Source organism: Rhodobacteraceae bacterium S2214, from assembly GCA_025141675.1.
GTDB lineage: Bacteria > Pseudomonadota > Alphaproteobacteria > Rhodobacterales > Rhodobacteraceae > Yoonia.
The window spans coordinates 3,047,778-3,072,500 of sequence record CP081161.1 but is presented as its reverse complement, the minus strand read 5'-3'; the positions used below and the strand labels follow the sequence as shown (position 1 = coordinate 3,072,500).

Genomic DNA, 24,723 nt, shown 5'->3' with positions numbered 1-24,723 from the left:
ACCCTCGGGGGTAGAGCACTGGATGGGTAATGGGGACTCACCGTCTTACTGATCCTAACCAAACTCCGAATACCGAGGAGTAATATCCGGCAGACACACAGCGGGTGCTAACGTCCGTTGTGGAGAGGGAAACAACCCTGACCTACGACTAAGGCCCCTAATTCATGGCTAAGTGGGAAAGCAGGTGGGACGACCAAAACAACCAGGAGGTTGGCTTAGAAGCAGCCATCCTTTAAAGATAGCGTAACAGCTCACTGGTCTAAATAAGTTGTCCTGCGGCGAAGATGTAACGGGGCTCAAGCCATGAGCCGAAGTCTAGGATGCACATAGTGCATGGTAGCAGAGCGTAGTGTGACATAGTACCTGACGATATCAGCACCTTTGGGTGTTGTGATCGTTATGGTGCTTTCTGTGAAGCCGGCCTGTGAGGGATCCGGTGGAGAGATCACTAGTGAGAATGATGACATGAGTAGCGACAAAGGGAGTGAGAGACTCCCTCGCCGAAAGTCCAAGGGTTCCTGCTTAAAGCTAATCTGAGCAGGGTAAGCCGACCCCTAAGGCGAGGCCGAAAGGCGTAGTCGATGGGAACCAGGTTAATATTCCTGGGCCAGGAGGATGTGACGGATCTCGAAGATTGTTTCCCCTTATCGGATTGGGGAGGCCGTTGAGAGGTTCCTGGAAATAGCCCTCCATGAGATCGTACCCTAAACCAACACAGGTGGACTGGTAGAGAATACCAAGGCGCTTGAGAGAACCACATTTAAGGAACTCGGCAAAATACCTCCGTAAGTTCGCGAGAAGGAGGCCCGGTGAGAACGCAAGTTTTTGCCGGGGGCACAAACCAGGGGGTGGCGACTGTTTACTAAAAACACAGGGCTCTGCGAAGTCGCAAGACGACGTATAGGGTCTGACGCCTGCCCGGTGCCTGAAGGTTAAAAGGAGGAGTGCAAGCTCCGAATTGAAGCCCAGGTAAACGGCGGCCGTAACTATAACGGTCCTAAGGTAGCGAAATTCCTTGTCGGGTAAGTTCCGACCTGCACGAATGGCGTAACGACTTCCCCGCTGTCTCAAATGTGGACTCAGCGAAATTGAATTGCCTGTCAAGATGCAGGCTCCCCGCGGTTAGACGGAAAGACCCCATGCACCTTTACTATAGCTTCGCATTGGCATCAGACACAGTATGTGCAGGATAGGTGGTAGGCTTTGAAACCGGGACGCTAGTCTCGGTGGAGCCTCCCTTGAGATACCACCCTTATTCTGTTTGATGTCTAACCGCGGTCCGTTATCCGGATCCGGGACCCTGCGTGGTGGGTAGTTTGACTGGGGCGGTCGCCTCCCAAATTGTAACGGAGGCGCGCGAAGGTTGGCTCAGAGCGGTCGGAAATCGCTCGTTGAGTGCAATGGCAGAAGCCAGCCTGACTGCGAGACTGACAAGTCGAGCAGAGTCGAAAGACGGCCATAGTGATCCGGTGGTCCCGAGTGGAAGGGCCATCGCTCAACGGATAAAAGGTACGCTGGGGATAACAGGCTGATGGTGCCCAAGAGTCCATATCGACGGCACCGTTTGGCACCTCGATGTCGGCTCATCTCATCCTGGGGCTGGAGCAGGTCCCAAGGGTACGGCTGTTCGCCGTTTAAAGAGGTACGTGAGCTGGGTTTAGAACGTCGTGAGACAGTTCGGTCCCTATCTTCCGTGGGTGTAGGATACTTGAGAGGAGTTGCCCCTAGTACGAGAGGACCGGGGTGAACGATCCACTGGTGGACCTGTTGTCGTGCCAACGGCAGTGCAGGGTAGCTATGATCGGACAGGATAACCGCTGAAGGCATCTAAGCGGGAAGCCCCCCTCAAAACAAGGTATCCCTGAGGACCGAGGTAGACCACCTCGTCGATAGGCCAGAGATGTAAGCGCAGCAATGCGTTCAGTTGACTGGTACTAATGGTCCGATAGGCTTGATTTGATCCAGTAATAGTCTGACTTTACTGAATTAAAATCATGATACATACACACACAACCATCAGTATATCTGATACGGAACAAGCAGAAATCCCGCATAGGATATCAGCCTGATCGTTGGCTTCTTTTTTGATTTGGTGGTCATAGCGCGAGCAAAACACCCGATCCCATCCCGAACTCGGCAGTTAAGTGCCGCTGCGCTGATGGTACTGCGTCTTAAGGCGTGGGAGAGTAAGTCACTGCCAAATCTAATAAGAAGCCAACCGTATCTCTCGACGATGAAACCACTCCCCCCAATAATCAAACCTGATAGCAAGCCAATCGGCATCACGTCCGAGTCGCACTCACCTTGCAAGCAAAACAAACTTGAGACGACTTCAAAAAACACAATGCTTTTTTGAAGGGGACTGAACACAAAATCCAATACCGAACGTGGGCCCAATAGAGGCGGCTGCGCTGATGATACGGCGTCTTAAGGCGTGGGAGAGTAAGTCACTGCCAAATCTAATGAGCAACGTCAAAAAAGTATCTCTCAACGATAAAAATACCAATCCAACAATCAAGCCCGAAAACATGGCAGTGGTCATAACGTCTGAGTAGCTGTCACTTTGCAAGCAAAGTAACCTTGCTACGCCTTCAAAAAACACAGTGGTTTTTTGAAAGGGACAAAACACCCGATCCCATCCCGAACGCGGAAGTTAAGTGCCGCTGCGCCCCCTTACGGCGTTTGGCAAGCAAACGCCTGTCGGTCGGCGGATAGTACTGCGTCTTAAGGCGTGGGAGAGTAAGTCACTGCCAAATCTAATAAGAAGCCAACCCTATCTCTCGACGATAAACACAAAAAATAGCAAATAAATACAGACGGCAAAGCCACAGCGTAAGCGCTGCATGGGATCCCCTATTGGGTGAAATTAGGCATCGTGTCTAATTGGACCTGCTAGAGATCCTGCAGAAATGTACCCTAAATGGTCGCCCGCACAAAATATCCGAGCAGGTGGCATGCAAGCGCTGCGCTAAAGCGCCCTAATCAGCGCACGCTCAAGGCTTTCCAACGCTCCTTTTAACTCAGCTTCAGATGCAACAAATGGCGGGGCGAGCATGACGTGGTCGCCGATGCGACCATCTCGCGTGCCTGGCATCGGGTAGCACGCAAGCCCTTCTGCAAACGCTGCTTTTTTGATCTTACCTGCAATCCCGCGACTTGGATCAAATGAGGTTTTGCTATCTCGGTTCTCGACCAGTTCAATGCCCCAAAACAGCCCACGCCCTCTAATGTCACCGACATTCGGATGTTGTCCAAATATGTGATGAAGCTGCGTGCCCAAAAATGCGCCGCGCGACAGCACCTGCGCGACCAGATCATTTTCGAGAATTTCCTTGAGAACCGCACAACCGACGGCAGCGGCGATAGGGTGTCCCAGATAGGTGTGTCCGTGCTGGAAGAATCCGGTGCCGTTGGCCACGGCATCATAAATATGCGACGTGCACAACATCGCGCCGATGGGTTGATATCCAGCACCTAAACCTTTGGCGATGCACAGAATGTCCGGTCCAATACCGTCAGCGTCGCAGGCAAATAAATGACCCGTTCTGCCCATGCCACACATCACCTCATCAAGGATCAGCAGCACACCGTGCGCGTCGCAAATCTCGCGGATCCTTTTGAAATAGCCCTCCACAGGGGGAACCGCCCCGAGCGTCGCCCCGACAACAGGTTCAGCTATAAATGCCATGACGTTTTCTGGGCCAAGGCGTTGGATCTCTTCTTCCAATTCATTCGCGACTCGTTGGCCGTAATCAAACAGCGTTTCATCCGCCGCCCGTTCCGCGTATTCATAACAAGGTGCGATGTGGCTGACGTCGATCAAAAGCGGTGAAAACTGTTGGCGGCGCCATGCGTTGCCACCGGCGGCCAACGCGCCAAGCGTATTGCCGTGATAGCTTTGCCTGCGCGCAATCACATGTTTGCGGCTAGGTTCGCCGTTTTCAATGTGGAACTGACGCGCGAGCTTTAACGCAGCTTCGACCGCTTCCGACCCGCCAGAGACAAGATAGACGCGATCCAGATCACCGGGCGCATGTGCAATCAATAGATCGGCCAGCTCTTCGGCAGGTGCGGTGGTGAAGAACCCCGTATGCGCATAGGCCAGCGTTTCGGCTTGGTCTTTGATGGCGGCAATGACCCGTTCGTTTGAATGTCCAAGGCAAGACACCGCTGCCCCGCCTGACCCGTCAAAGTAGCGTTTGCCAGACGCGTCGATCAGGAAACAACCGTCGCCACCAACAGCGGTGGGAATATCAGCGTGACAATGGCGTGGGAAGATGTGGGACATGGGTGCGACCTTTATGATCTAGTATGAAGCGTTGGCTAAGGCGTCATAGATTGCGCGCCTCGGAAGAACGGTAGGCGTTTGGACCGATAAACTGCTGCGCAGACGGGTCGTGATCATGCCGCCCCCGTCAATTTCTGGCGCAAAGAGGAAACAGAGGCTGCGTTATCCTTGTGAGTATGTCCGTCTTCGCCGGTTATGCTGTTTTCAAATCCGACCCGTAGCGCACCACCACGTTGGGCTGCATCAACCAAACATGCATGCTCAAAAGGCCCAAACGCGCAAACCATCCAACTGTCAGCGTCATGTTCAGCGGTCAGAAATTGTTGCAAATCTTCGGCGCGTGACGTCTGGTTTTTGCTGTACCTGCCAAGGACGTAAATCACATCGGCTTGGTGCTGTCGGATAATGCCTTCGGCGCGGCGCTGCATGTAAAGCGAAACATCATCTGGGCCGTAAAGGATATGCTGGACCTCCGTTTCAGCGTCCGCACATGCGCCATAAACAGCATCAGCCAAATCAGGTGATCGGTCGATTTCACGGACTGAAATTGATGCCCATTTGGGTTTTACAGTCTGCAAGCAGCGCAATTGCGCGGATACATCGAAAATCCCGCCTGCTTCGGTCGTGATCTGAACAGGCATGTTGGGCAACAGGCGGTCCAGCTCTGCGATCGTTTCAAGGTACCGACCGGCATCCAACGAATGTCGACCATCATCATCGCGAATATGCAGGTGCAACGCGTCGGCCCCTGATGCGTGGCAACTGATCGCCGTCTTAAAAATTTCGTCCATCGTCATCGGTAAATCCGCATGATCAGATTTCATGCGACGTGCGCCTGTCGGGGCCACCATGATGAAAGGCTTTAGCATCTAGTGTCTCCGCATCCGCGAAACGTTCGGGGCGACAAATGACCGTGTGGGTTTTTGGCCCCGTTGTGGGCACAGATCACCCGAATACGGGAAGGCCTTTGTCAGCCTGCCGGATTCCGTAACGACGGCATCGGCGACCAACATCGTTGCACAGTAGAGCAGGGGGAAAGCACTGCCCATAACGAAAATAGATGCGAGCGAAGGGAATTCAGGCATTGGGACACGATCTATTTTGAAACCAAATCTTGCTGCAAGAATGTTCAAATTACAGAGCCTGTCAATTGTATCTAAAAATCACAAATGTTATTGTATGGCCGCAGTTATGTGAGGGATGATCGCTGTGGATCCAACGCTGAAATCCAAAACAATATCAATGCTTAAGGGCGAACTGCCTGACCTGTCTCCACGCCTTCAGACGGTTGCAAAGTACATCGTTGATCATCCTGCCGACTTTGGGCTGGACCCAATTCGCGAAACAGCGCGCAAATCGGGCGTGTCAACTTACACACTCGTACGGATGGCCAAACACCTTAATTTCGATAGCTTCGAAGACCTGCGCGAACCGTTCCGGCACGCATTGGTCGCGTCCACGCAAGTTACCGATTTGCCAGAATGGTTAACCAACTTGCAATCGTCGGGTGCGAAAGGCGCGGCTCAGGCCGAAGCGGCGGCCAATTCAATCGGGGTGGTTCACCGGTCTTTGGAACTCCAGACAACAGGTCAACTGGAGCGGGTTGTCGAGATGCTGTTGGGCGCGCGAAACACGTATCTCACAGCCGTTCGCGCCAGCTACGGGCTTGCTTATTACTTTCACTATGTTGGCCGTATGGCATTGCCATCATTGCAATTAATTCCAAGACACATGAACAGCGCGATTGATGAACTGAACGATGCGGGCCCCGAAGACGTCCTCGTTGCAATCACCTTCACGCCCTATTCAAAAGAGACGATTGATGCGTGCAAATTCGCAAATGAACGCGGCGTGAAGTTGATAATCTTGTCCGACAGCGAAATCGTTTCGTCGGAATTCACACCGCACGAAAACCTCATCGTTTCGGTTGTTTCAACGCATCATTTCGGCTGCTACGTCGGCGCAATGGCCGTGATGGAAGGCCTGCTCGCGATGCTCGTCGAGGCCGGAGGAAACGACGCGAAGCTTCGGATCAAGAATTACGAAGACCTACGCCAAAGGCACGACGCATATTGGGGTCCTAGGAAAAAACATTAGTTTTCGGCCGGATCACGCAGATCATTCGCGACGCTAAAGAAAACGCCGGCAACTTGATCTGATCGGCGCACCGCTAGCCAATATTTTCACCCATACGTTTGTTCCGATGCCACATCATATGGCCAACAAGTATCATCGCCGCTGCCGCTATGCCGATCCACATCACTGGGGCAGTTTTCCACAACACCAGAACTGCAATGAACAAACGTAATCCGGCTTCAGCACGTCCAATCGGTCCATAATCGAAACGCGCAAGTGCGGACGCGACAAGATAAAGCACAAGCACCAGTCGCAGGCACACGCCCGCCAGGCCGACCCAATCGACCTGCCCGGAATAACCTTGGATCAGAACGCGACGGCCCGTGTCGCTCGTAATCGTCACGGCCTCTTCGATCAGCAGCAATTCGGGGTACCACGCAAAGACGAAGGGGATCGTGAACATGACGATGCCCACGCGCACGGCCGCAATGCTGGTCCGCATCGGTTCGGTCCGCGTGATCGACGCGGCGGCAAAGGCAGCGATAGCGACTGGTGGCGTAATCGCTGACGCGACCGCAAAATAGAACACAAACATATTCGCCGTGAAAAAGCTGACCCCAAGGTTGGCCAAAAGTGGCCCCAGCAAAAGCGCGACATTCACGTAGGCGGGAACTGTCGGCATCCCCATACCCAAAAGGATTGCGCAGAACATTGCGCAGGTTAGCGCAAGCATCAGGTAGACCCCTCCGACAATCGGGATTTCATAGCCAGCAATGCGCAAGACCTGTGCCGTTTCCAGCCACGCTGTGACAGCGCGCGTCAATTCGCCCGTCAGCCCGCTTTCGTTCAAAAACGCAGAGATGATGGAAACCGCGAACAAGAGCAAAAACAACCGTGAAACAAGAACCCCGCCTTCTCCAAGAGAGGTAAGAACTTTGGACGGTTTCGCCCGTGTTGCTGGGTCAAGAAACAAAAGCGGCAACAGTACGATGACGGCCCACCATCCGGCAGAAATGGCATCCCCCGTCGAATTGGTGATCGTCTGTGCGACACCAGCGGGCAGCATGCCTGCCAACGCGCTTTGTGCGAATGCATCTTTGTTTCCCAGCAGCAGGAACAGGATCGTCAGGATCGGAAGGAAAATGACAACAAGGTTCAGCCAATCTTGCCGCTCCATCACCAGATCGTCTGGAATCGTGCGCATGGCCTGCACCTTCTCGCGGCGGGCTTGAAACACAACGGCCAGAAAGATCGAAAAGAAGAACGCCATCGCGGGAATGAATGCTGCCGTGATGACTTTGGTGTATGGCACCGCCGTAATCGCCACGAGGACGAAGGCCGCGACCCCCATCACCGGTGGCATGATCTGTCCGCCCGACGATGCCGCGGCTTCGACTCCGCCCGCAAATTGCGGTGAAAACCCGTTGCGTCGCATCATCGGGATCGTCAGTCGCCCCGTGGACAATACGTTGGTTACAGGCCCGCCTGTGATCGTGCCAAACATGGCCGAAGACACAATCGCTGCATGGGCCGGACCACCCCGCAGGTTTCGCGTCAACCGGACGGCCAGTTTGATCAGCGACGTGCCACCTGCCGATGTGCCAAAAAGTGCGCCCAAGATGACATATGGGAAAACCTGATTGACGATGATGTCCATGAACCGGCCCATGAAACCATCAGGTGTGATGAAAACGTTCGTCGCTTTTTGGATCGCTGCGGCAAGCGGATCACCTCCGTCTGCCCCGAGCTTCGTCAGCAGAAAGTTATTATCGCTCAGGTCAAACACCCAAATCAGCGCGGTGGATATGGTGTACAGCACAACAACGCTGGCGACTGCCACAAGCGGCAATCCCCAGACGCGGATATTGTAGAGAAAAAACAGCGTGATGATCGTGAACAGCAGCGGAATGATCCAGACCCCGAAGCGCGCCTGACACGCTGGAACTTCGGCCTCGAAGGTCATACCGGGGATCACACCAGCGGATCGTTCTGCCGCATCCGCGATCAGCCGTGCACGTTCGCCTGTGATTTGGTCGATCAAGCAAATGGAATCAATTTCAACGAGAAACCCCAATGCTCCAAGCACAGCAGCAAGGATCAGCCCGCCATCTAGACAGGCCCCAAGCCAAGCACGCTGTGGCTTGTCGTTGCGCCACGCCCGATAGACGCTAGCGTCCAGCGTGACGATCACCATCATCAAGACAAATAGCGGTGGATACAGATATTCGGTGGGAAACCCTGAAACACGGAAATAACGCAGGCCGGTGACGTCGCGCATCCAGTCCTGCAGCCCAGCGATTTCCGGCATGGTGTTGAGCATGCCAATGATCACGAGCAAAAAGGCAAGCACCAGCGCCGCACGTCGGCCTCGGGGCATAGCAGTTTCCATGTTCCGTCTCTTTCAAGTTCCGGTGAGGAACAATCGGGGGGCCGTGATCCGGCCCCCGTGTTTGACTTAGGGACGTACGCAATCCGCGACGGTGTGACCGGCTTCTTCGTAAGCGCGGATCGCACCGGGGTGCATCAACATCTTGACGGCACCACAGACACCTTGGCTGGTTCCGTCGATGTTACCAAAGCTCAGGAACAGGTAAGGACCGCGCGGCGATCCTGTTTCAAACCGTTCTTGGCCTTCAAGGAATGCTTTTGTGACCTGATAGGCCAGTTCGTCATCCATTGACGCCGGGACGATCTGCGCGAACGCCGTGGCAAAGCTGTCAAACGTGTCGTCATCTGTGACAATGGTAATATCGTTACCTTCATAAGCAGCCCGATATTCGTCTACAGGCACAGAATACGCGGCATGACCGGGCGCATTCATAATCTGCTGGCCCAATTCGCTGTTCAGCAAATCAGATGGCATATCGTAAATGGTAATCGCACCGGCGGCAGAAATCGCAATCTGTCGTCCAGATGGCAGCCCTTCGGGAATAGTCCATCCATCGGCACCACCACCCGTGATGCTGGACACCGTATCAGGCCAAGGCGATTGAATGCCTTCATATCCTTCGCCTTCGGTCAAACCGGAAAGCAGTTGAACCGCCGCACGTCCGGATGTCAGCGCAGCACCGCGAGGCGGTCCGTTCCAGATGCGCAGTCCGTCAAGTTGTGTGATGTCCGTGATTGCGCCGCTATCATAATGACCAAAGATCTGCGCAGACGCGGCGGTAAAGAACAGCGCGCGCAGGTTTCCGGCTAATTCGGCACCTTTTTCTTCACCGACGCCGGAATAGGGGCCAATCCCACGTGACATCAGGAACGGCAGGATAAGCGGCGCGGGTGCCATATCCAATTGGCCTTCAGCAACAGCTTGCACCGAATTGGTCAGTGTGGCGCCTTCGGTAATTTGCAAGCTGGCCACGCCGGCAGATTCCAGAACGGCGGCAAGCGTTGTGTCAATATAATGGGGTGTTGATCCCGGCGATGTGGTTTCCGCTGTTAGGTTTGCTTGTGCGACTGTAACAGCAGGCAAAGCGGCAATGACCGCAGCCATAATGGATGCCTTGAACATATTTTCTCCTCCCTAGTGGCTGCATTGGGTCAAGCAGCCTTCGCTTCGGATAACCAGAAGCAAGGAAAGGTTTGCAAATATTACGTGACTTGTCACGTAATATTTTTTGCTGTTGAATGAGCCCGTAGGAGACGCAGATGGATGAAAAGTCGAAATCACGCGCGCAACGACTGGCAGCACGCAAGGCCACGCAGGATGCAAACCTGTTCGGGCGCTTGCAAGCGGCGGCCACCGCATCGCGCACGCAGGCACAACGGCTTTTGCTGTCCGCGGGCGGTCTGTCGATTACCCAATGGCGCATTCTTTGGGATCTGCACGAGGCCGGACCACTTAGCGTGCAAGACATGGCGTCAATCCAGCGCACCGATCATTCCTTGGTCAGTCGGGCTCTGCCTGCGATGCGTGACAAGGGCTATGTCGAAACGGTCCCGAACCCCGATGATAAACGGCAATCGTTGGTCAATATGACTGCGGCAGGTGCACAGGCCTACGCCAATGCGGCACCGATCATGCAAAAGCGTCGGGAAGGTCTCAACGAAAGCTTTGACCAAGACGAAATCGCAACCTTCCTGCGCTTGATCGACCGTTACGAAGCTCACCTTAACCAGCCGAATCTGGAGTCAGGATGAACGATCGCCCCAATGTCCTATGGATCATGGCCGACCAACTGCGCTTTGACTACCTTAGCTGCTACGGTCACCCACACCTGCACACACCCCACATTGATGCGCTCGCACAGCGGGGCGTCCGGTTCACCAATGCCTACGTGCAATCGCCCGTTTGCGGACCATCGCGGATGTCGGCCTACACAGGGCGATACGTGCGCAGCCATGGATCCACATGGAACGGCATGCCTTTGCGGGTTGGGGAGCCGACCTTAGGTGATCATTTGCGCGACGCAGGCGCACGAGCTGTTTTGGTCGGTAAAACCCACATGATTGCGGACAAAGAAGGTATGGCTTGGCTGGGCATTGATCCGGCTAGCGAAATCGGCGTGCGCAGGTCTGAATGCGGGTTCGAACCGTTTGAAAGGGACGACGGTTTGCACCCCGACAGTCCGCGCCAGAATTGGTCGGCCTACGATGACTACCTCGTGTCACATGGCTACCAAAGCGATAATCCGTGGGAAGATTTCGCAAATTCGGGGCTCGACGACGATGGAGAACAGCTTTCGGCGTGGTTGCTTGAGAATTCACGCCTTGCGGCAAACGTGCCGGAAGAACATTCCGAAACGGCCTATATGACCGACCGCGCTATGGCGTTCATGGAAGACGCTGCGGCTGACGGGCGACCTTGGATGTGCCACCTAAGCTATATCAAACCGCACTGGCCCTACATCGTGCCCGCGCCGTACCACGACATGTATGACGAAGGGCACATCATTGATCCGGTGCGCAGCGATGCAGAACGGCAGACCGAACATCCGTTAATGGCGGCCTACCTTGATGCGCGCGTCTGCAAAAGCTTTTCACGCGATCATGTGCGCACGCACGTGATCCCGGCCTATATGGGGCTGATCAAACAGCTCGATGACAATCTGGGGCGGTTGTTTGCTTGGATGGATGAAAAAGGGTTCAGCGATAACACGATCATCGCAGTCTGTTCTGATCACGGCGACTATATGGGGGATCACTGGATGGGGGATAAGGACTTCTATCACGAAATGGCCGTCAAAGTCCCCATGATCATCGCGGACCCGCGCAAGGATGCGGATGCGACGCGCGGCTTGGTGTCAGATGACCTGATCGAAATGATCGACCTCGCGCCGACCTTTATGAACGCCTTGGGGTGCGAACCGAAGCCACACATCATCGAAGGGCGTGATTTGACGCCGATCCTGCATGGCACAGACGGTTTCGCGCGTGGTTATGTCATCAGCGAACACGATTACCACTGGTCCGAAATGGCCCGTACCTTGGACGTCCCCCAAGAAGACGCACACACCACGATGATCTTCGATGGACGTTGGAAATATATTCGGTGCGAAGGCTTTGATCCGATCCTGTTTGATCTCGAAGCAGATCCACAAGAACTGATCGATCTCGGGACGTCACAGGACATCGCCCACATCGAGACGCGCAAACGGATGGAAGCGGCTTTGCTGAAATGGGCGACCCAGCATCATACGCGCATCACGGCAACGCCGGCAGTTCTGGCAGGGCAAAAGACGGCAGCAAAGGCCGGCATCCTGATCGGATTCTGGGACGCCGAAGAATACGAAGCCACAACAGGCATCGCGTTCGCTGACCTGAAACCACAGGGCCCACGATAACTGCTTGGTATTACCTAGATTAGTCCACCGAACCCTCGTGGCCACGAGGATAGTTTTCACCGAATAAGGCTGACTTTACGTAATAATCGAAAAACATGACAAAAGTGCGAAAACGCCCCTTGCGGTCGCCAGCCACTCGCAGTATCTGATGCGAACTTGGCGCGGGATGGAGCAGCCCGGTAGCTCGTCAGGCTCATAACCTGAAGGTCGTAGGTTCAAATCCTACTCCCGCAACCAAGTCCTACAAACCCCACCCGTAAAACGGTGGGGTTTTGTCGTTTCTGGTCACCACTCAGCCTAAACCTCATTCATTTGGAACGGTTTTTCCGATCCATTTCGCCAGTGGCGCGGCCGACATCCCGTGTAGAATGATGGACATGAACACGGTCATCGACACACACGCCAGCAGTTCATCTTCACCCGGAAAGTCGAATTCGTCGATCATGATCAGCGTGAACAAAATTGACGCCAACCCACGCGGCCCGAACCATCCCAAAAACAACTTCTCGCTCACATGCAGGTGTGTGCCCCAAAGCGAAACCATGATGGGTAACATCCTGACAAGCGTCAGAAAAAGAAACGCCAGTATAACCGCGTTCCACGTCATATGCGCAAAGCCGTCCGGCAGCAAAAGCGCACCAAATGCCAAAAACGCAAACATCGTCAGAAGTTGGCCGATGCCTTCCATGAATTCGCTGATGAAATGCAGGGGGTATTTGTAGGTGTTTCCGAAAACCATGCCAGCGGTGAAAGCAGCGATAAACCCGTTCCCTCCGACTAATTCGGACAACAAATAGGCCGAGAACGCGACCATAACAAACGCAACGCCACCAGCCGCTTCGGCCATGACATCCTGTCTCTGCGCGAGCCCCATCGCCTTTGCTGCGGTCCAGCCGATACCGACCCCGACCAACGGGCCGAACGTGATCTGTAGCAACGCCGAAACGACCAACCCATCTGTGTTCGCGCCTTGCATGCCTGCCGACGCAAGGATCCCGCCTAACAAGACAAACGGCAGCACAAGTCCGTCGTTCAGACCGCTTTCAACATTGATGGTCTGCTGTAAATTCTCGGGCACGGAATCGCTTGATAAAACTGTCTGGCCAAATGCCGCGTCAGTTGGGGTCAGCACCGCTGCGGTGAGCAATGCCATCGCCATACCGCTGCTTGGGTTCAGTCCGTAAGCTACAACGGTGCCCAACGCGATGGTCAGCGGCAGACCGATCACAAGCATGCGTAGGGGGATGCCAAAGCTGCGTCTTAATTTCTGGGTACGCACATGGCTGGCGTCTGAAAACAGGACCAGAACCAACGTGATTTCTGCCAGCAACCGCTTTCCGTCATCAAGCAATTCGGGTTCGGCCATCAGCGCAATCGGGCCTGCCGCAAGATACCCAACCACCATGAAAATGATGGGGAGCGTGATAATTGAACGCGCAATCGCTTTGGTCAGCAAGGAATAGGCGAAAATACAGATCAGGACGCCAAGCAAGACGATTTCTGGATCAAGTGTCATTTTCACCCCTTAAGCAATCTACCTTTGATCAAGCTAACTACGCGTGGTTTCAGGCTGCAAGGCATGTCATGCAATCTAGACGATCCGCCCGGCCGAAATTCTCGGTGGATAAGCTGCAACTTGGTCTTGGCCCTGCCGGACAGGGGCGCTATCACGATTTTCCAAACGAGTAGATGGAGCCTCTCATGACCGCTGTCGCAGACCGCATTGCCCGCAATATTGCCAGCGACATTGGCGCGAGGCCCGATCAGGTTACGGCCACCGTGGCCATGTTGGACGGCGGGGATACTGTGCCCTTCGTGGCCCGTTACCGTAAAGAGGCGACAGGCGGACTTGATGATGCGCAGCTGCGCCGTTTGGCGGAACGTCTGGACTACTTGCGCGATCTTGAAAAGCGCCGTGCGTCGATTGCCGATCAGATCACCTCGCAAGGTAAAATGACCGACGCGCTGGCCCGCGACATTGCAAAGGCCGATACCAAAGCCGTGCTCGAAGATCTGTATCTGCCCTACAAACCCAAACGCCGGACTAAAGCGATGATCGCCCGTGAAAACGGGTTAGAACCGCTGTTGCGCGCCATCATGGACGACCGCAACGCAGAACCCGTCGCATTGGCCGAAGGATACCTGTCGGACGAAGTGGCGGATTCCAAAGCAGCGCTGAATGGCGCCCGCGATATTCTGGTCGAAGAACTGGGTGAAAACGCGGGCCTTGTCGGTCGTTTGCGCGAGGTTATGCAGCAAGAAGCGATGATCAACGCCTGCGTCATTGCAGGTAAAGAAGAAGCTGGCGCAAAGTTCTCCGACTATTTCGCCCATTCCGAAAAATGGGCCACAATCCCGTCGCACCGCGCCCTTGCGATCCTACGTGCGACGAAAGAAGAAATTGTCACCCTCGATATCAGCCCCGAACCCGAAGAAGGCCTGCCGCGTATCCTGAACATCGTCGCAGCCGAAATCGGTATTCGCGGCGATGCACCCGGTGATCTGTGGCTGCAAGGCGTGGCCAACTGGGCATGGCGGGTGAAGCTGAGCCTTGCGATGTTCATGGACCTGATGGCCGAAATGCGCCGGTCGGCACATGCTGCAGCCATCGACGTTTTCGCGCGCAACCTACGTGATCTTTTGCTGGCGGCACCTGCGGGGCCACGTGCGACGCTGGGCCTCGATCCGGGTATTCGGACGGGGTGCAAAATTGCGGTTGTTGATGAAACGGGCAAACTGCTCGACACGGCAACGATCTATCCATTCCAGCCGAAAAATGATCTGCGCGGGGCCGAAGAAACCCTGACCCACATGATCCAGAAACACGGGATCGCGCTGATCGCAGTCGGCAATGGCACGGCCAGCCGCGAATCCGAACGGCTTGTCGCGGACGTGATCAAACGCCTGCCTTCCAGTGTGACGCGCCCTACATCCGTGATCGTGTCAGAGGCAGGGGCGTCCGTTTATTCGGCCTCTGAACTCGCGTCGCTCGAATTCCCTGATATTGACGTTTCCCTACGCGGGGCTGTGTCCATCGCGCGGCGGCTGCAGGACCCGTTAGCCGAATTGGTCAAGATCGACCCGCAAGCCATTGGCGTCGGCCAATACCAGCACGACGTGGATCAACGCCAATTGGCGCAATCTCTGGCCGTCGTGGTCGAGGATGCAGTGAACGCGGTCGGCGTCGATCTGAACATGGCGTCCGCACCGCTCTTGTCGCATATTGCTGGCCTCGGCACGTCGCTGGCGCAAGCAGTCGTCGCACATCGCGATGCCAATGGACCGTTTCCAAGCCGCAAAGCACTGCTCAAAGTCCCCGGTTTGGGACCAAAAGCTTACGAGCAATGCGCAGGTTTCCTACGGATCACGGGCGGGGACGAACCGCTTGATGCGTCGTCCGTCCACCCCGAAGCATACGGAGTTGCCCGCAAAATCGTGGCAGCCTGCGGGCGCGATATCCGGCAGATCATGGGGGACGGTGCGGCGTTAAAAGGCCTGCGGGCCGAGCAATTCGTCGACGACAGCTTTGGCCTGCCAACGGTGCGCGACATCCTGACAGAACTGGAAAAACCGGGCCGCGACCCGCGTCCAACCTTCAAAACCGCGACCTTCGCGGAAGGCGTCGACAGCATCACGGACCTCAAGGCAGGCATGTCACTCGAAGGCACCGTCACTAACGTCGCAGCCTTTGGCGCGTTTGTTGATATCGGTGTGCATCAGGACGGACTGGTCCACGTCAGCCAGCTTGCGGACAAGTTCGTCAAAGACCCGCACGAGGTCGTCAAAGCAGGCGATGTGGTGCGGGTCCGCGTGACAGAAGTCGACGTGCCGCGCAAACGCATCGGGCTCAGCATGCGCAAAGACGGTGGTGCGAAACCAGCCCCGCGCGACAATCGCGACAAACCCAAAGGACCGCGGACAGTGCATAAAACGTCAGCGGCACCAAAAACCACTAGCCAAGGCGCATTTGGATCAGCTCTGGCAGCCGCGATGAAAAATCCCAAGGGGTAGGGCGTTCATCACGCCCGCACCAAACAGGCCGCGCGACACGCCATATGTGTTGCGCGGCCTTTTTTGTTGGCAAAATCATAGACCCCAGGCGATCAACGACATGATCAACACGTAGGTTCGCAAGACAAAAAAATCTGTTTGAAGGATGGTGCTGTGAGGGAGGATTGAACTCCCGACCTCACCCTTACCAAGGGTGTGCTCTACCACTGAGCTACCACAGCATCCGTGAGGCTGGGAATTAGACGTATTCGCATTGCGGTGCAAGCCCTCACTAGACGCTTTTTGCACAGCTTGATAACACGTCGTATATGACGCAAGACACAAGCAAAAAAACCAAGGCTCCGCAAACTCGGGAAGACCGGCTAAAGGCGGCGCTGAAGGCGAATATGGGCAAACGCAAAGCGCAGGCAAAAGCACGCGCGGCGTCGGACAAGACTGAAAAGAAAGAGTAGGCGGGTAGATGGATTCAATTGTTGTAAAAGGCGGGCGCGAACTCAGCGGTCAAATTCAGATCGCAGGCGCGAAAAACGCCGCACTGACGTTGATGCCAGCGACCTTGCTGTCCGAAGAACCGCTGACGCTGACCAATGCGCCACGTCTGTCAGACATCAAAACCATGACGCAGCTGCTGCAATCGCTGGGTGCCGAAGTAACCGCATTGCAGGACGGCAAAGTACAGGTCATGTCCACACACGGCGCGATCAACACGACCGCTGATTACGACATCGTGCGTAAAATGCGGGCCTCCAACCTCGTTCTGGGGCCTTTGTTGGCCCGTGAAGGCCATGCGATCGTGTCGCTGCCCGGTGGCTGTGCGATTGGTGCGCGCCCGATGGACATCCACACTGACGGTCTGACCAAAATGGGCGCAGAGATTGACCTGCGTGACGGCTATCTGCATGCAAAAGCCATGGGTGGCCGTCTGCAAGGTGCGGTCATTGATTTCCCGTTTGCATCCGTCGGGGCAACCGAAAACATCATGATGGCGGCGACCCTTGCGAAAGGGACCACGGTCATCAACAACGCGGCGCGCGAACCGGAAATCGTTGATCTGGCGGATTGTCTGCGCCGGATGGGTGCACAGATCGATGGCGACGGCACATCCACAATTACGATCCAAGGCGTGGACCGTCTCGGGGCGGCAACGCACCCCGTCGTCACGGACCGGATCGAACTGGGCACCTATATGCTGGCCCCTGTGTTCACAGGTGGCGAGGTCGAATGTCTTGGCGGGAAAATGTCCTTGGTCGCAGCTTTCGCTGAAAAACTGGATGCAGCTGGCATCGATGTGACCGAGACGGCCAACGGCCTGAAAGTCCGCCGTCGCGGGGATCGCCCGAAAGCGGTTGATGTGACGACCGAACCATTCCCGGGTTTCCCGACCGACCTGCAGGCGCAGATGATGGCGATGCTGTGTATCGCTGAAGGAACATCGGTGCTGGAAGAAAAGATCTTTGAAAACCGCTTCATGCATGCGCCCGAATTGATCCGCATGGGCGCAGACATTGACGTGCAAGGCGGCACTGCGACTGTCAAAGGCGTGGCCAAAATGAAAGGTGCGCCTGTGATGGCAACCGATCTGCGGGCCTCTGTTTCCTTGATCTTGGCTGGGCTTGCGGCGGAAGGTGAAACCGTTGTGAACCGCGTCTACCACCTTGATCGCGGCTATGAACACGTCGAAGAAAAGCTGGGCGGCGTTGGCGCACAAATTGAACGGGTACAAGGCATATGACCGAAGACGCACGTTTTGAAGATGGCGGCGAAGCACCCCTACGGCTGAAGGCGCTCGATGCCGAAGACTTGGCGGTACTTGCCGCTTTGGTGCAAGACGCCGTATTTCCGGCCGCTGAAATGAAATGGGACCGCAAGGCACGCCGCTTTGCGATCCTGTTGAACCGTTTTCGCTGGGAAGATGCGGACAAAGCAGCCCTGCGCAAACGCGACTATGAACGTGTGCAGTCCGTTTTGGTGATCGAAGACGTGCAGGCGGTCAAATCGCAAGGTGTCGATCCACGCGATGCGGACATGGTGTATTCACTGCTTTCTATGGCGTTTACGGCGGGCGAAGATGGCATGGGACGCATCGAACTAACGCTTGCGGGCGACGGTGCGGTTGCGATTGACGTCGAAGCGCTCGAAGTCGTTTTGCGTGACGTGACGCGGCCATATGTTGCGCCCTCAAAAAAGGTACCTGATCACAACCTGTGATCGGGTCACGAATTTTCTAGAAAATTCGGATGCCTCCGGCAGAGGTATTTAAGACCAAAAGAAGCAACCCTGTCGCATTGATGGTACCGCGTGAGCGCTGTAAGACAGGCGTAAGGAGTACCCGATGCCACAGTTTCTTTCCAGTTCAGATGCCGATTTCGAAGCCCAGTTTGTTGCCCTTTTAGGGGCAAAACGCGAGGATTCGCCTGATGTGGATCATATCGTGGCGGACATCATTGCAGACGTGCGGGCGCGCGGTGATGCGGCTGTACTGGAACTGACTGCGAAATTCGACCGTTTTGACGTCACGGCAGACACTTTACGGTTCTCTGAGGCTGAAATCGCGGCTGAATGCGCGAAGGTATCTGACGAAGACCGCGCCGCACTCGAATTAGCTGCAGACCGCATTCGCGCCTATCACGCACGCCAATTGCCCGATGATCAGATGTGGACGGATGACGCGGGTGCGACGCTTGGCTGGCGCTGGACACCTGTGTCTGCTGCGGGACTTTATGTGCCGGGTGGTTTGGCGACCTATCCGTCATCCGTTTTGATGAACGCGATCCCGGCGAAGGTTGCAGGCGTGCAGCGTCTGGCGATCACAGTGCCGACGCCAGATGGTTTGGTAAACCCGCTTGTACTGCTGGCCGCCCAAATCGCAGGTGTCGACGAAATTTACCGTGTCGGTGGTGCGCAGGCCATTGCAGCTTTGGCTTATGGCACGCAAAGCATTGCGCCCGTTGATAAAATCACTGGTCCGGGCAACGCATTTGTTGCGGCAGCCAAACGCCGTGTTTTCGGCAAAGTCGGCATTGATATGATCGCGGGCCCGTCTGAAATCCTTGTCATCGCGGATAAGGACAACGACCCCGATTGGATCGCCCTCGACCTTTTGTCCCAAGCAGAACACGACGAAAGCGCACAATCACTACTGATCACCGATGACGCGGATTTTGGTCAGGCTGTCGCGGATGCCGTTGAAAAGCGCCTTGAAACGCTGGAACGCCGAGATATCGCACGCGCCAGCTGGCGTGATTTTGGGGCCGTGATCACAGTCTCTGACTTGGACGAGGCGGTGACGCTATCCGACCGGATCGCACCAGAGCACCTCGAACTCTGCGTCGCGGACGCAGATGCGCTGGCCGCGAAAATCACGCACGCGGGCGCAATTTTCATCGGTGCTTGGACGCCAGAAGCCATTGGCGACTACATCGGTGGACCAAACCACGTGTTGCCAACAGCACGGTCTGCACGATTCTCCAGCGGGTTATCCGTCATGGATTTTGTGAAGCGCACAACGCTTGCACGCATGTCGCCCGAAGCTTTGGCCGCTATCGGCCCGTCGGCGGAACGGCTGGCGCAATCCGAAAGTTTGGAGGCGCACGGTCTGTCAGTGCGCGCCCGTTTGGACCGCCTGAATGGGGACCCATCATGAACCGCATTTCACATATTGATCTAGACGACAGCGCGCTGCCGCCCCCAACACCAGAGATTGAACAAGAACGCAAAGTCGCGCTTTTTGATCTGTTGGAAGACAACAGTTTTATCCCTGCATCGCGAGATGATCGCGCCGTGCCTGAAGGGCCTTACCGGCTGGGCCTGTCGATCCGGGATCGTCGGTTGGTTTTCGCAATCTCCACCGAAACTCAAGACGAAGCAGGCGAATTTCACCTTTCACTCGGGCCATTCCGGCAGGTTGTGAAGGATTACTTCCAAATTTGCGAAAGCTATTTCGAAGCCGTGAAAACCCTGCCGCCAAGCCAGATCGAAACCATCGACATGGCGCGGCGCGGTATCCACAATGAAGGGGCGCGGGTGCTTCAAGAACGGCTCGAAGGAAAAGCCGAGGTCGACATCGACACCGCCCGCCGCCTGTTCACCTTGATCTGCGTTTTGCATTTTGGTGGTTAAGATGACGGACGGGGCCAAGACATACGAAGATCTCCCCCAGTCGGTCCTCTTTTGCTGCGATCATAACGCAGTCCGGTCACCCATGGCCGAAGGGATCATGAAAAAACTATACGGAACAGAATGTTACATTCAGTCCGTTGGCGTGAAAAATGATCTTGAGATTGACGGTTTCGCGATTGCTGTGTGTCAGGAACTGGGGGTGGAACTGTCGCGCCACCGGTCCCGCAGCTTTGACGAGATGGAACAATGGGGCGATGATCTATCGTCGTTTGATCTTGTCTTGGCGCTGTCACCCGCAAGCCAGCGACGGGCGCTTGATCTCACGCAATTCTACCACCTCGAAGTCGAATACTGGCCAATCATTGATCCCACGGGGTTGGGCGACAGCCGCGATGCCCAGCTTGTGAATTACCGTCAGGCCCGCGACCAAATCGTTGAAAAACTGACAGCACGTTGGGGCGCTGGCGTCGAAACCTGACAACCGGCTTGGGAATCGCGCACCGTCGCTAAACCCCTGAAAATCGACGAAACCACAATGATCGCCGTATTCGACAAAAAATCAGCCCAAAATTTCGCGGAACACGCGGTAAAATGCAGTGTGATCAAATGTAAACACGCCTTTACACTTGATATTTCTCGGAAGGGGGCGCATGTACCCCACCACGGGACATAACCCCGTATAAACTACTCAGGAGAGACCATGGCCAAGGAAGAACTGCTCGAATTTCCCGGCGTCGTGAAGGAACTCTTGCCAAACGCGACATTTCGGGTCGAGCTGGAAAACGGCCATGAGATCATCGCACATACGGCAGGTAAGATGCGCAAAAACCGCATCCGTGTTCTGGCTGGCGACAAAGTACAGGTCGAAATGACCCCGTACGATCTGACTAAGGGTCGGATCAACTATCGATTCAAGTGACCGTTATGCCGGTGAATTCCGGCCTACGGCTGATTTTAGGCTCTGGTTCGCCCCGGCGACTGGAGCTTTTGGCGCAGCTTGGTCTGACGCCATCCGACGTACGCCCCCCCGATATTGACGAAGACCCGCACCGCGCGGAACTGCCGCGTGATTATGTGAACCGCATCGCCCGCGAAAAGGCCGAAGCGGTTGTCATCACGGAAGACGAAGTCGTGCTGTGCGCGGACACAACCGTCGCACTTGGCCGCCGCATCATGGGCAAACCCGCCGATGCAGCAGAGGCGGCGACGTTCCTGCACGCGATGTCCGGCCGCCGTCATAAGGTGATCACATCTGTTGCTGTGAAACGCGGTGACCGTGTCTGGTGCAAAGACGTGCAGACGACCGTATCGATGAAACGGCTCTCGAATACCGAAGTAAACTGGTATCTCGGCACCGGCGATTGGCAGGGCAAGGCAGGCGGCTACGGCATCCAAGGCCCCGCATCCGCCTTTATCCCGTGGATCAACGGATCATTTCACGCGGTCATGGGGCTGCCTTTGCCCGAAACCGCTGGCCTGCTGACAGCCGCAGGATTTCCCCTATTTGGAGACGCATCATGAACGGGCGTACAATTGTTCTGGATCACATCGGTGACCGCGAAGCAGCAGCCTACATGATCGACGGTAAACTCGACGATCTGCTGATCGATGATCTAGACGCGCCGCGCCCCGGTGCGATTTTTCGCGCGATTTGTGATCGTCCGCTCAAGGGGCAGGGTGGCATGATGCTGCGCCTCCCCGACGGCGAAAAGGCGTTCTTACGCTATTCCAAAGGGCTGCGCCCCGGCCAGCCTATGCTCGTGCAGGTCACGGGCTACGCTGAAGGCGGCAAAGCCGTTCCCGTGACCGATCGTGTCCTGTTCAAGAGCCGCTATGTGATCGTAACACCCGGCAAACCGGGCATCAACGTGTCCCGTCAGATCGAAGAAGAACAACGCGACCGTCTGCTAGAACTGGCACACGGGGCCCATGATACCGAACACGGGTTGATCATCCGGTCCTGCTGCGCTGCTGCAGATGTGGCTGAAATCCTTGAAGATATCGAAGCCATGAACACGCTTGCCGACGCCATTATGGCCGAAGGCGAAGGGACCGAACCAGAGGCATTGACCGAAGGCGACGGCCCTCACACCGTCGCATGGCGCGAATGGACGGGCCGCGCGGATGTCGTCACGGATGCAGGCAGTTTTGAACACCTCGGCGTGCTCGACCAGATCGATGGCCTGTCCGACCCCATGGTTACAATCGGCGAAGGCACGATGTTTGTCGAACCCACACGGGCGCTTGTGGCGGTTGACGTCAACACAGGCGGCGACACATCCCACGCCGCGGCGCTTAAGGCGAACTTGGCGGCCTGTCGGGCATTGCCACGGGCGCTGCGCCTGCGCGGGCTAGGCGGCCAAATCACCGTCGATTTCGCCCCAATGTCCAAAGCACACCGCAAACAGGTCGAACAATCGCTTCGGGCAGCGCTCAAGGCGGACCCGATCGAAACGTCCATGGTCGGCTGGACGCAAATGGGCCTGTTCGAATTGCAGCGCAAACGCGAACGTCTGACGCTAACACGGACGCTACCGGAGGGCGTTTAAGATGGCTTGCCCAATCTGTGATCGCGAAACCGACGCAAAGTTTCGGCCCTTCTGTTCGAAACGCTGCGCAGACATTGATTTGGCAAAGTGGCTGTCAGGCAGCTACGCGATCCCGTCGCAGGACGAAGATGACGCAGAAAACTTGGCAGAAGCCCTTGATGATGCGGCAAAAAACGGCCCCGAACGACTGCATTAGAAAACTTTGCAAAATGGCACTGGACACCCCTGTGTGTTCCGCCTAAAACGCGCCTACCCGATGACGATGTCATCCCGGTGCCCGGGTAGCTCAGGGGTAGAGCAGTGGATTGAAAATCCTCGTGTCGGTGGTTCGATTCCGCCCCTGGGCACCATTTAAACTTCCAGGTATGTACTGTTGTAATCATTGCTAGCGCAGCACAGGTTTTGTTTGGGCCGCTTTCCTTTTTAGGGTACTTTTAGAGCATTCGAGTTTACGGTTCTGAAGCTGACGCGGCGTAAATACTGCGTTGAACGCATCCTATCCCGATCCATCCCCACATGACGCCGCTTAACCGGAATGACCACAAACGAACCCCCTCATCTGTGGGGATATGGTTCAGCTCCCGCGAATATTACCTTGGCGCCAAGTTAAAGAGTTGGACCGTCAATATGGATACATACGATCCGAAAGGTAACGCAAAAGCGAAGCGCGTTGACGCGGTCACGTTCACCGAAACGCAGCCTCCAGCGCATCTGAGCGATGTTGTGCACCGCTTCATCGAATTGAAAACAAACGGCGTTCTGGAAGAAGACTATCGTTTCCATGCCTTACCGGATGCCTGCATCTACATCGTGTTTGATCAGCTTGATCCGCACGTCACGGGGGTCACAACGCTGCGGGCGACGTCCGAGGAATTTAACTTGGGGCGTCAATTCCATTTCCTGAACATCCGGTTTCTACCCGGCGTCTTTCAGTTCGATCGCGAACAATCCGGATATGGGCAGGTCAACACATCCTACGAAGGGAAACTGCCGCTGTTGGACTATAGCCAACGTTTAGTCGGGCAAACGCCTGCAACCCAGTGTGCGATCCTGTCTAACTTGGTCGAAACGCTGATCACGGCCAAGCATGTGGTGCCAAATGCGGTCACGCAAAAGATTTTCCGCGACATCGAAGACATCAACACGGTGACAGACATGGCCGTATCGTCCGATTTGTCGCCACGCCAGTTGCAACGGACGCTCAAACGGACAACAGGCTTTGCGCCGCACGATTTTCTCAAAGTACTGCGATTGCAACAGGCGTTAACCACAGACACAGCGGATAACTACGCCGACCAATCACACTTTATCCATTCGTTCCGCAAGGCCACAGGGTACACGCCCGCCCGCTACGCCAGAAAGTTCGATGTCTGATATCTACAATACAGATCAATAGCCGCATCCTAATGTGATGGGGTAAATGCAAAATAACCTGAAGGACTAGGAAATGACCAAAATGAATGCAGTTGGATGGTTTGACATTTTTGTAGACGATTTGGACCGCGCAGTCGCGTTTTACGAAACCGTTCTGGGCCAGAAGCTAGAGCCGATGGGCGACCCGACAGGCGAAACGCAGATGATGGCCTTCCAAGGCGACATGACCGTTTACGGTGCCGCTGGCGCGCTGACAAAATCAGATCACGGCAAGCCGGGAATCGGCGGCACAATCATCTACTTCATGGCAGAAGATGTGGCCGTTGAACAAGAACGCGTCGCGGCAGCAGGCGGTATCGTGATCCGCCCGAAATTCTCGATTGGTGAATTTGGTTTCGTGACGCTTTGTCAGGATACTGAAGGCAACATGTTCGGCCTGAATTCGATGAAATAAAACGCGCTACCTCCCAAGCGCATCTTTGGACACGGGCAGTTGTCTTGCCTGCTCGTGTCCCTTTTTTGC

Annotated in this window: 20 protein-coding genes, 3 tRNA genes and 2 rRNA genes (1 of these 25 cut by a window edge); 19 read left to right on the top strand and 6 right to left on the bottom strand. The window is 55.5% G+C overall.

Annotated features, from left to right (window positions below):
- Window positions 1-1,959: ribosomal RNA gene (locus K3729_15160) — 23S ribosomal RNA — on the top strand (it extends 881 nt beyond the left edge of the window).
- A gap of 129 nt (window positions 1,960-2,088) precedes the next feature.
- Window positions 2,089-2,203: ribosomal RNA gene (rrf, locus tag K3729_15155) — 5S ribosomal RNA — on the top strand.
- 765 nt (window positions 2,204-2,968) lie between these two features.
- On the opposite strand, the gene K3729_15150 is transcribed toward rrf, so the two are convergent.
- Together K3729_15150 and K3729_15145 are read right to left on the bottom strand one after the other, a co-directional pair.
- Window positions 2,969-4,288: an aspartate aminotransferase family protein gene (locus K3729_15150; GenBank protein UWQ98745.1), complete on the bottom strand. Its 1,320-nt coding sequence runs from the start codon at window positions 4,286-4,288 to the stop codon at window positions 2,969-2,971.
- 113 nt (window positions 4,289-4,401) lie between these two features.
- Window positions 4,402-5,157: a 3-keto-5-aminohexanoate cleavage protein gene (locus tag K3729_15145; GenBank protein ID UWQ98744.1), complete on the bottom strand. Its 756-nt coding sequence runs from the start codon at window positions 5,155-5,157 to the stop codon at window positions 4,402-4,404.
- Between the two features lie 340 nt (window positions 5,158-5,497).
- On the opposite strand from K3729_15145, the gene K3729_15140 reads away from it, so the two are divergent.
- Window positions 5,498-6,385 carry a MurR/RpiR family transcriptional regulator gene (locus tag K3729_15140; GenBank protein UWQ98743.1) on the top strand — a complete coding sequence of 296 codons (888 nt, stop codon included), beginning with the start codon at window positions 5,498-5,500 and terminating at the stop codon, window positions 6,383-6,385.
- 73 nt (window positions 6,386-6,458) lie between these two features.
- On the opposite strand, the gene K3729_15135 is transcribed toward K3729_15140, so the two are convergent.
- Entirely contained in the window at window positions 6,459-8,741 is a 2,283-nt protein-coding gene (locus tag K3729_15135; protein ID UWQ98742.1) for a TRAP transporter fused permease subunit, read from the bottom strand.
- 78 nt (window positions 8,742-8,819) lie between these two features.
- Window positions 8,820-9,875, bottom strand: coding sequence for a C4-dicarboxylate ABC transporter substrate-binding protein (locus tag K3729_15130; protein ID UWQ98741.1), 1,056 nt, complete (start codon window positions 9,873-9,875; stop codon window positions 8,820-8,822).
- A gap of 137 nt (window positions 9,876-10,012) precedes the next feature.
- On the opposite strand from K3729_15130, the gene K3729_15125 reads away from it, so the two are divergent.
- The 3 genes from K3729_15125 to K3729_15115 all read left to right on the top strand — a co-directional run bounded on the left by K3729_15125 (window position 10,013) and on the right by K3729_15115 (window position 12,384).
- The gene (locus K3729_15125) at window positions 10,013-10,504 is read left to right on the top strand and encodes a MarR family transcriptional regulator (GenBank protein ID UWQ98740.1); all 492 of its coding nucleotides are present in this window, start codon (window positions 10,013-10,015) and stop codon (window positions 10,502-10,504) included.
- Window positions 10,501-12,147, top strand: a complete 1,647-nt coding sequence (locus tag K3729_15120; protein ID UWQ98739.1) for a sulfatase-like hydrolase/transferase — start codon at window positions 10,501-10,503, stop codon at window positions 12,145-12,147. The genes K3729_15125 and K3729_15120 overlap by 4 nt, the downstream gene beginning before the upstream one ends.
- Before the next feature lie 160 nt (window positions 12,148-12,307).
- Window positions 12,308-12,384 (top strand) — tRNA-Met (locus K3729_15115).
- A 67-nt stretch (window positions 12,385-12,451) separates the two neighbouring features.
- On the opposite strand, the gene K3729_15110 is transcribed toward K3729_15115, so the two are convergent.
- Window positions 12,452-13,663 (bottom strand): sodium:proton antiporter, encoded by a 1,212-nt coding sequence (locus K3729_15110; GenBank protein ID UWQ98738.1) that lies wholly within the window; start codon window positions 13,661-13,663, stop codon window positions 12,452-12,454.
- A gap of 185 nt (window positions 13,664-13,848) precedes the next feature.
- On the opposite strand from K3729_15110, the gene K3729_15105 reads away from it, so the two are divergent.
- Window positions 13,849-16,158: an RNA-binding transcriptional accessory protein gene (locus tag K3729_15105; protein UWQ98737.1), complete on the top strand. Its 2,310-nt coding sequence runs from the start codon at window positions 13,849-13,851 to the stop codon at window positions 16,156-16,158.
- A gap of 146 nt (window positions 16,159-16,304) precedes the next feature.
- Here K3729_15105 and K3729_15100 read toward each other — a convergent pair.
- Window positions 16,305-16,379, bottom strand: a tRNA-Thr gene (locus K3729_15100).
- Between the two features lie 239 nt (window positions 16,380-16,618).
- Between K3729_15100 and murA the strand changes: the two genes are divergently transcribed.
- The 12 genes from murA to K3729_15040 all read left to right on the top strand — a co-directional run bounded on the left by murA (window position 16,619) and on the right by K3729_15040 (window position 24,654).
- Entirely contained in the window at window positions 16,619-17,890 is a 1,272-nt protein-coding gene (gene murA / locus K3729_15095; protein UWQ98736.1) for a UDP-N-acetylglucosamine 1-carboxyvinyltransferase, read from the top strand.
- Window positions 17,887-18,366, top strand: coding sequence for a DUF2948 family protein (locus K3729_15090; GenBank protein UWQ98735.1), 480 nt, complete (start codon window positions 17,887-17,889; stop codon window positions 18,364-18,366). Before murA ends, K3729_15090 begins: the two co-directional genes overlap by 4 nt.
- A 124-nt stretch (window positions 18,367-18,490) precedes the next feature.
- A complete protein-coding gene (gene hisD, locus K3729_15085; GenBank protein UWQ98734.1) occupies window positions 18,491-19,801 on the top strand; it encodes a histidinol dehydrogenase in 1,311 nt (436 codons plus the stop codon).
- Window positions 19,798-20,277 carry a UPF0262 family protein gene (locus K3729_15080; GenBank protein ID UWQ98733.1) on the top strand — a complete coding sequence of 160 codons (480 nt, stop codon included), beginning with the start codon at window positions 19,798-19,800 and terminating at the stop codon, window positions 20,275-20,277. Before hisD ends, K3729_15080 begins: the two co-directional genes overlap by 4 nt.
- A 1-nt stretch (window position 20,278) precedes the next feature.
- Window positions 20,279-20,755, top strand: a complete 477-nt coding sequence (locus K3729_15075) for a low molecular weight phosphatase family protein (GenBank protein UWQ98732.1) — start codon at window positions 20,279-20,281, stop codon at window positions 20,753-20,755.
- Window positions 20,756-20,977: 222 nt separating this feature from the next.
- Entirely contained in the window at window positions 20,978-21,196 is a 219-nt protein-coding gene (gene infA / locus K3729_15070; protein ID UWQ98731.1) for a translation initiation factor IF-1, read from the top strand.
- A gap of 5 nt (window positions 21,197-21,201) precedes the next feature.
- The gene (locus K3729_15065; GenBank protein ID UWQ98730.1) at window positions 21,202-21,798 is read left to right on the top strand and encodes a Maf family protein; all 597 of its coding nucleotides are present in this window, start codon (window positions 21,202-21,204) and stop codon (window positions 21,796-21,798) included.
- Window positions 21,795-22,826 carry a ribonuclease E/G gene (locus tag K3729_15060; protein ID UWQ98729.1) on the top strand — a complete coding sequence of 344 codons (1,032 nt, stop codon included), beginning with the start codon at window positions 21,795-21,797 and terminating at the stop codon, window positions 22,824-22,826. The genes K3729_15065 and K3729_15060 overlap by 4 nt, the downstream gene beginning before the upstream one ends.
- A gap of 1 nt (window position 22,827) precedes the next feature.
- Entirely contained in the window at window positions 22,828-23,022 is a 195-nt protein-coding gene (yacG, locus tag K3729_15055) for a DNA gyrase inhibitor YacG (GenBank protein UWQ98728.1), read from the top strand.
- Window positions 23,023-23,101: 79 nt separating this feature from the next.
- Window positions 23,102-23,176: transfer RNA gene (locus K3729_15050), tRNA-Phe, on the top strand.
- Window positions 23,177-23,453: 277 nt separating this feature from the next.
- A complete protein-coding gene (locus K3729_15045; GenBank protein UWQ98727.1) occupies window positions 23,454-24,200 on the top strand; it encodes a helix-turn-helix transcriptional regulator in 747 nt (248 codons plus the stop codon).
- 73 nt (window positions 24,201-24,273) lie between these two features.
- Entirely contained in the window at window positions 24,274-24,654 is a 381-nt protein-coding gene (locus tag K3729_15040) for a VOC family protein (protein ID UWQ98726.1), read from the top strand.
- Window positions 24,655-24,723 lie beyond the last annotated feature (69 nt).

What these genes read in the sequence shown, in the direction of transcription:
- K3729_15120 (UWQ98739.1), top strand. Translation starts at nt 10,501, where the DNA reads ATGAACGATCGCCCCAATGTCCTATGGATCATGGCCGACCAACTGCGC.
- K3729_15040 (UWQ98726.1), top strand. Translation starts at nt 24,274, where the DNA reads ATGACCAAAATGAATGCAGTTGGATGGTTTGACATTTTTGTAGACGAT.
- K3729_15075 (UWQ98732.1), top strand. Translation starts at nt 20,279, where the DNA reads ATGACGGACGGGGCCAAGACATACGAAGATCTCCCCCAGTCGGTCCTC.
- infA (UWQ98731.1), top strand. Translation starts at nt 20,978, where the DNA reads ATGGCCAAGGAAGAACTGCTCGAATTTCCCGGCGTCGTGAAGGAACTC.
- yacG (UWQ98728.1), top strand. Translation starts at nt 22,828, where the DNA reads ATGGCTTGCCCAATCTGTGATCGCGAAACCGACGCAAAGTTTCGGCCC.
- K3729_15090 (UWQ98735.1), top strand. Translation starts at nt 17,887, where the DNA reads ATGACCGAAGACGCACGTTTTGAAGATGGCGGCGAAGCACCCCTACGG.
- K3729_15150 (UWQ98745.1), bottom strand. Translation starts at nt 4,288, where the DNA reads ATGTCCCACATCTTCCCACGCCATTGTCACGCTGATATTCCCACCGCT.
- K3729_15130 (UWQ98741.1), bottom strand. Translation starts at nt 9,875, where the DNA reads ATGTTCAAGGCATCCATTATGGCTGCGGTCATTGCCGCTTTGCCTGCT.
- K3729_15135 (UWQ98742.1), bottom strand. Translation starts at nt 8,741, where the DNA reads ATGCCCCGAGGCCGACGTGCGGCGCTGGTGCTTGCCTTTTTGCTCGTG.
- hisD (UWQ98734.1), top strand. Translation starts at nt 18,491, where the DNA reads ATGCCACAGTTTCTTTCCAGTTCAGATGCCGATTTCGAAGCCCAGTTT.
- K3729_15145 (UWQ98744.1), bottom strand. Translation starts at nt 5,157, where the DNA reads ATGCTAAAGCCTTTCATCATGGTGGCCCCGACAGGCGCACGTCGCATG.
- K3729_15105 (UWQ98737.1), top strand. Translation starts at nt 13,849, where the DNA reads ATGACCGCTGTCGCAGACCGCATTGCCCGCAATATTGCCAGCGACATT.
- K3729_15060 (UWQ98729.1), top strand. Translation starts at nt 21,795, where the DNA reads ATGAACGGGCGTACAATTGTTCTGGATCACATCGGTGACCGCGAAGCA.
- murA (UWQ98736.1), top strand. Translation starts at nt 16,619, where the DNA reads ATGGATTCAATTGTTGTAAAAGGCGGGCGCGAACTCAGCGGTCAAATT.
- K3729_15110 (UWQ98738.1), bottom strand. Translation starts at nt 13,663, where the DNA reads ATGACACTTGATCCAGAAATCGTCTTGCTTGGCGTCCTGATCTGTATT.
- K3729_15125 (UWQ98740.1), top strand. Translation starts at nt 10,013, where the DNA reads ATGGATGAAAAGTCGAAATCACGCGCGCAACGACTGGCAGCACGCAAG.
- K3729_15080 (UWQ98733.1), top strand. Translation starts at nt 19,798, where the DNA reads ATGAACCGCATTTCACATATTGATCTAGACGACAGCGCGCTGCCGCCC.
- K3729_15065 (UWQ98730.1), top strand. Translation starts at nt 21,202, where the DNA reads ATGCCGGTGAATTCCGGCCTACGGCTGATTTTAGGCTCTGGTTCGCCC.
- K3729_15045 (UWQ98727.1), top strand. Translation starts at nt 23,454, where the DNA reads ATGGATACATACGATCCGAAAGGTAACGCAAAAGCGAAGCGCGTTGAC.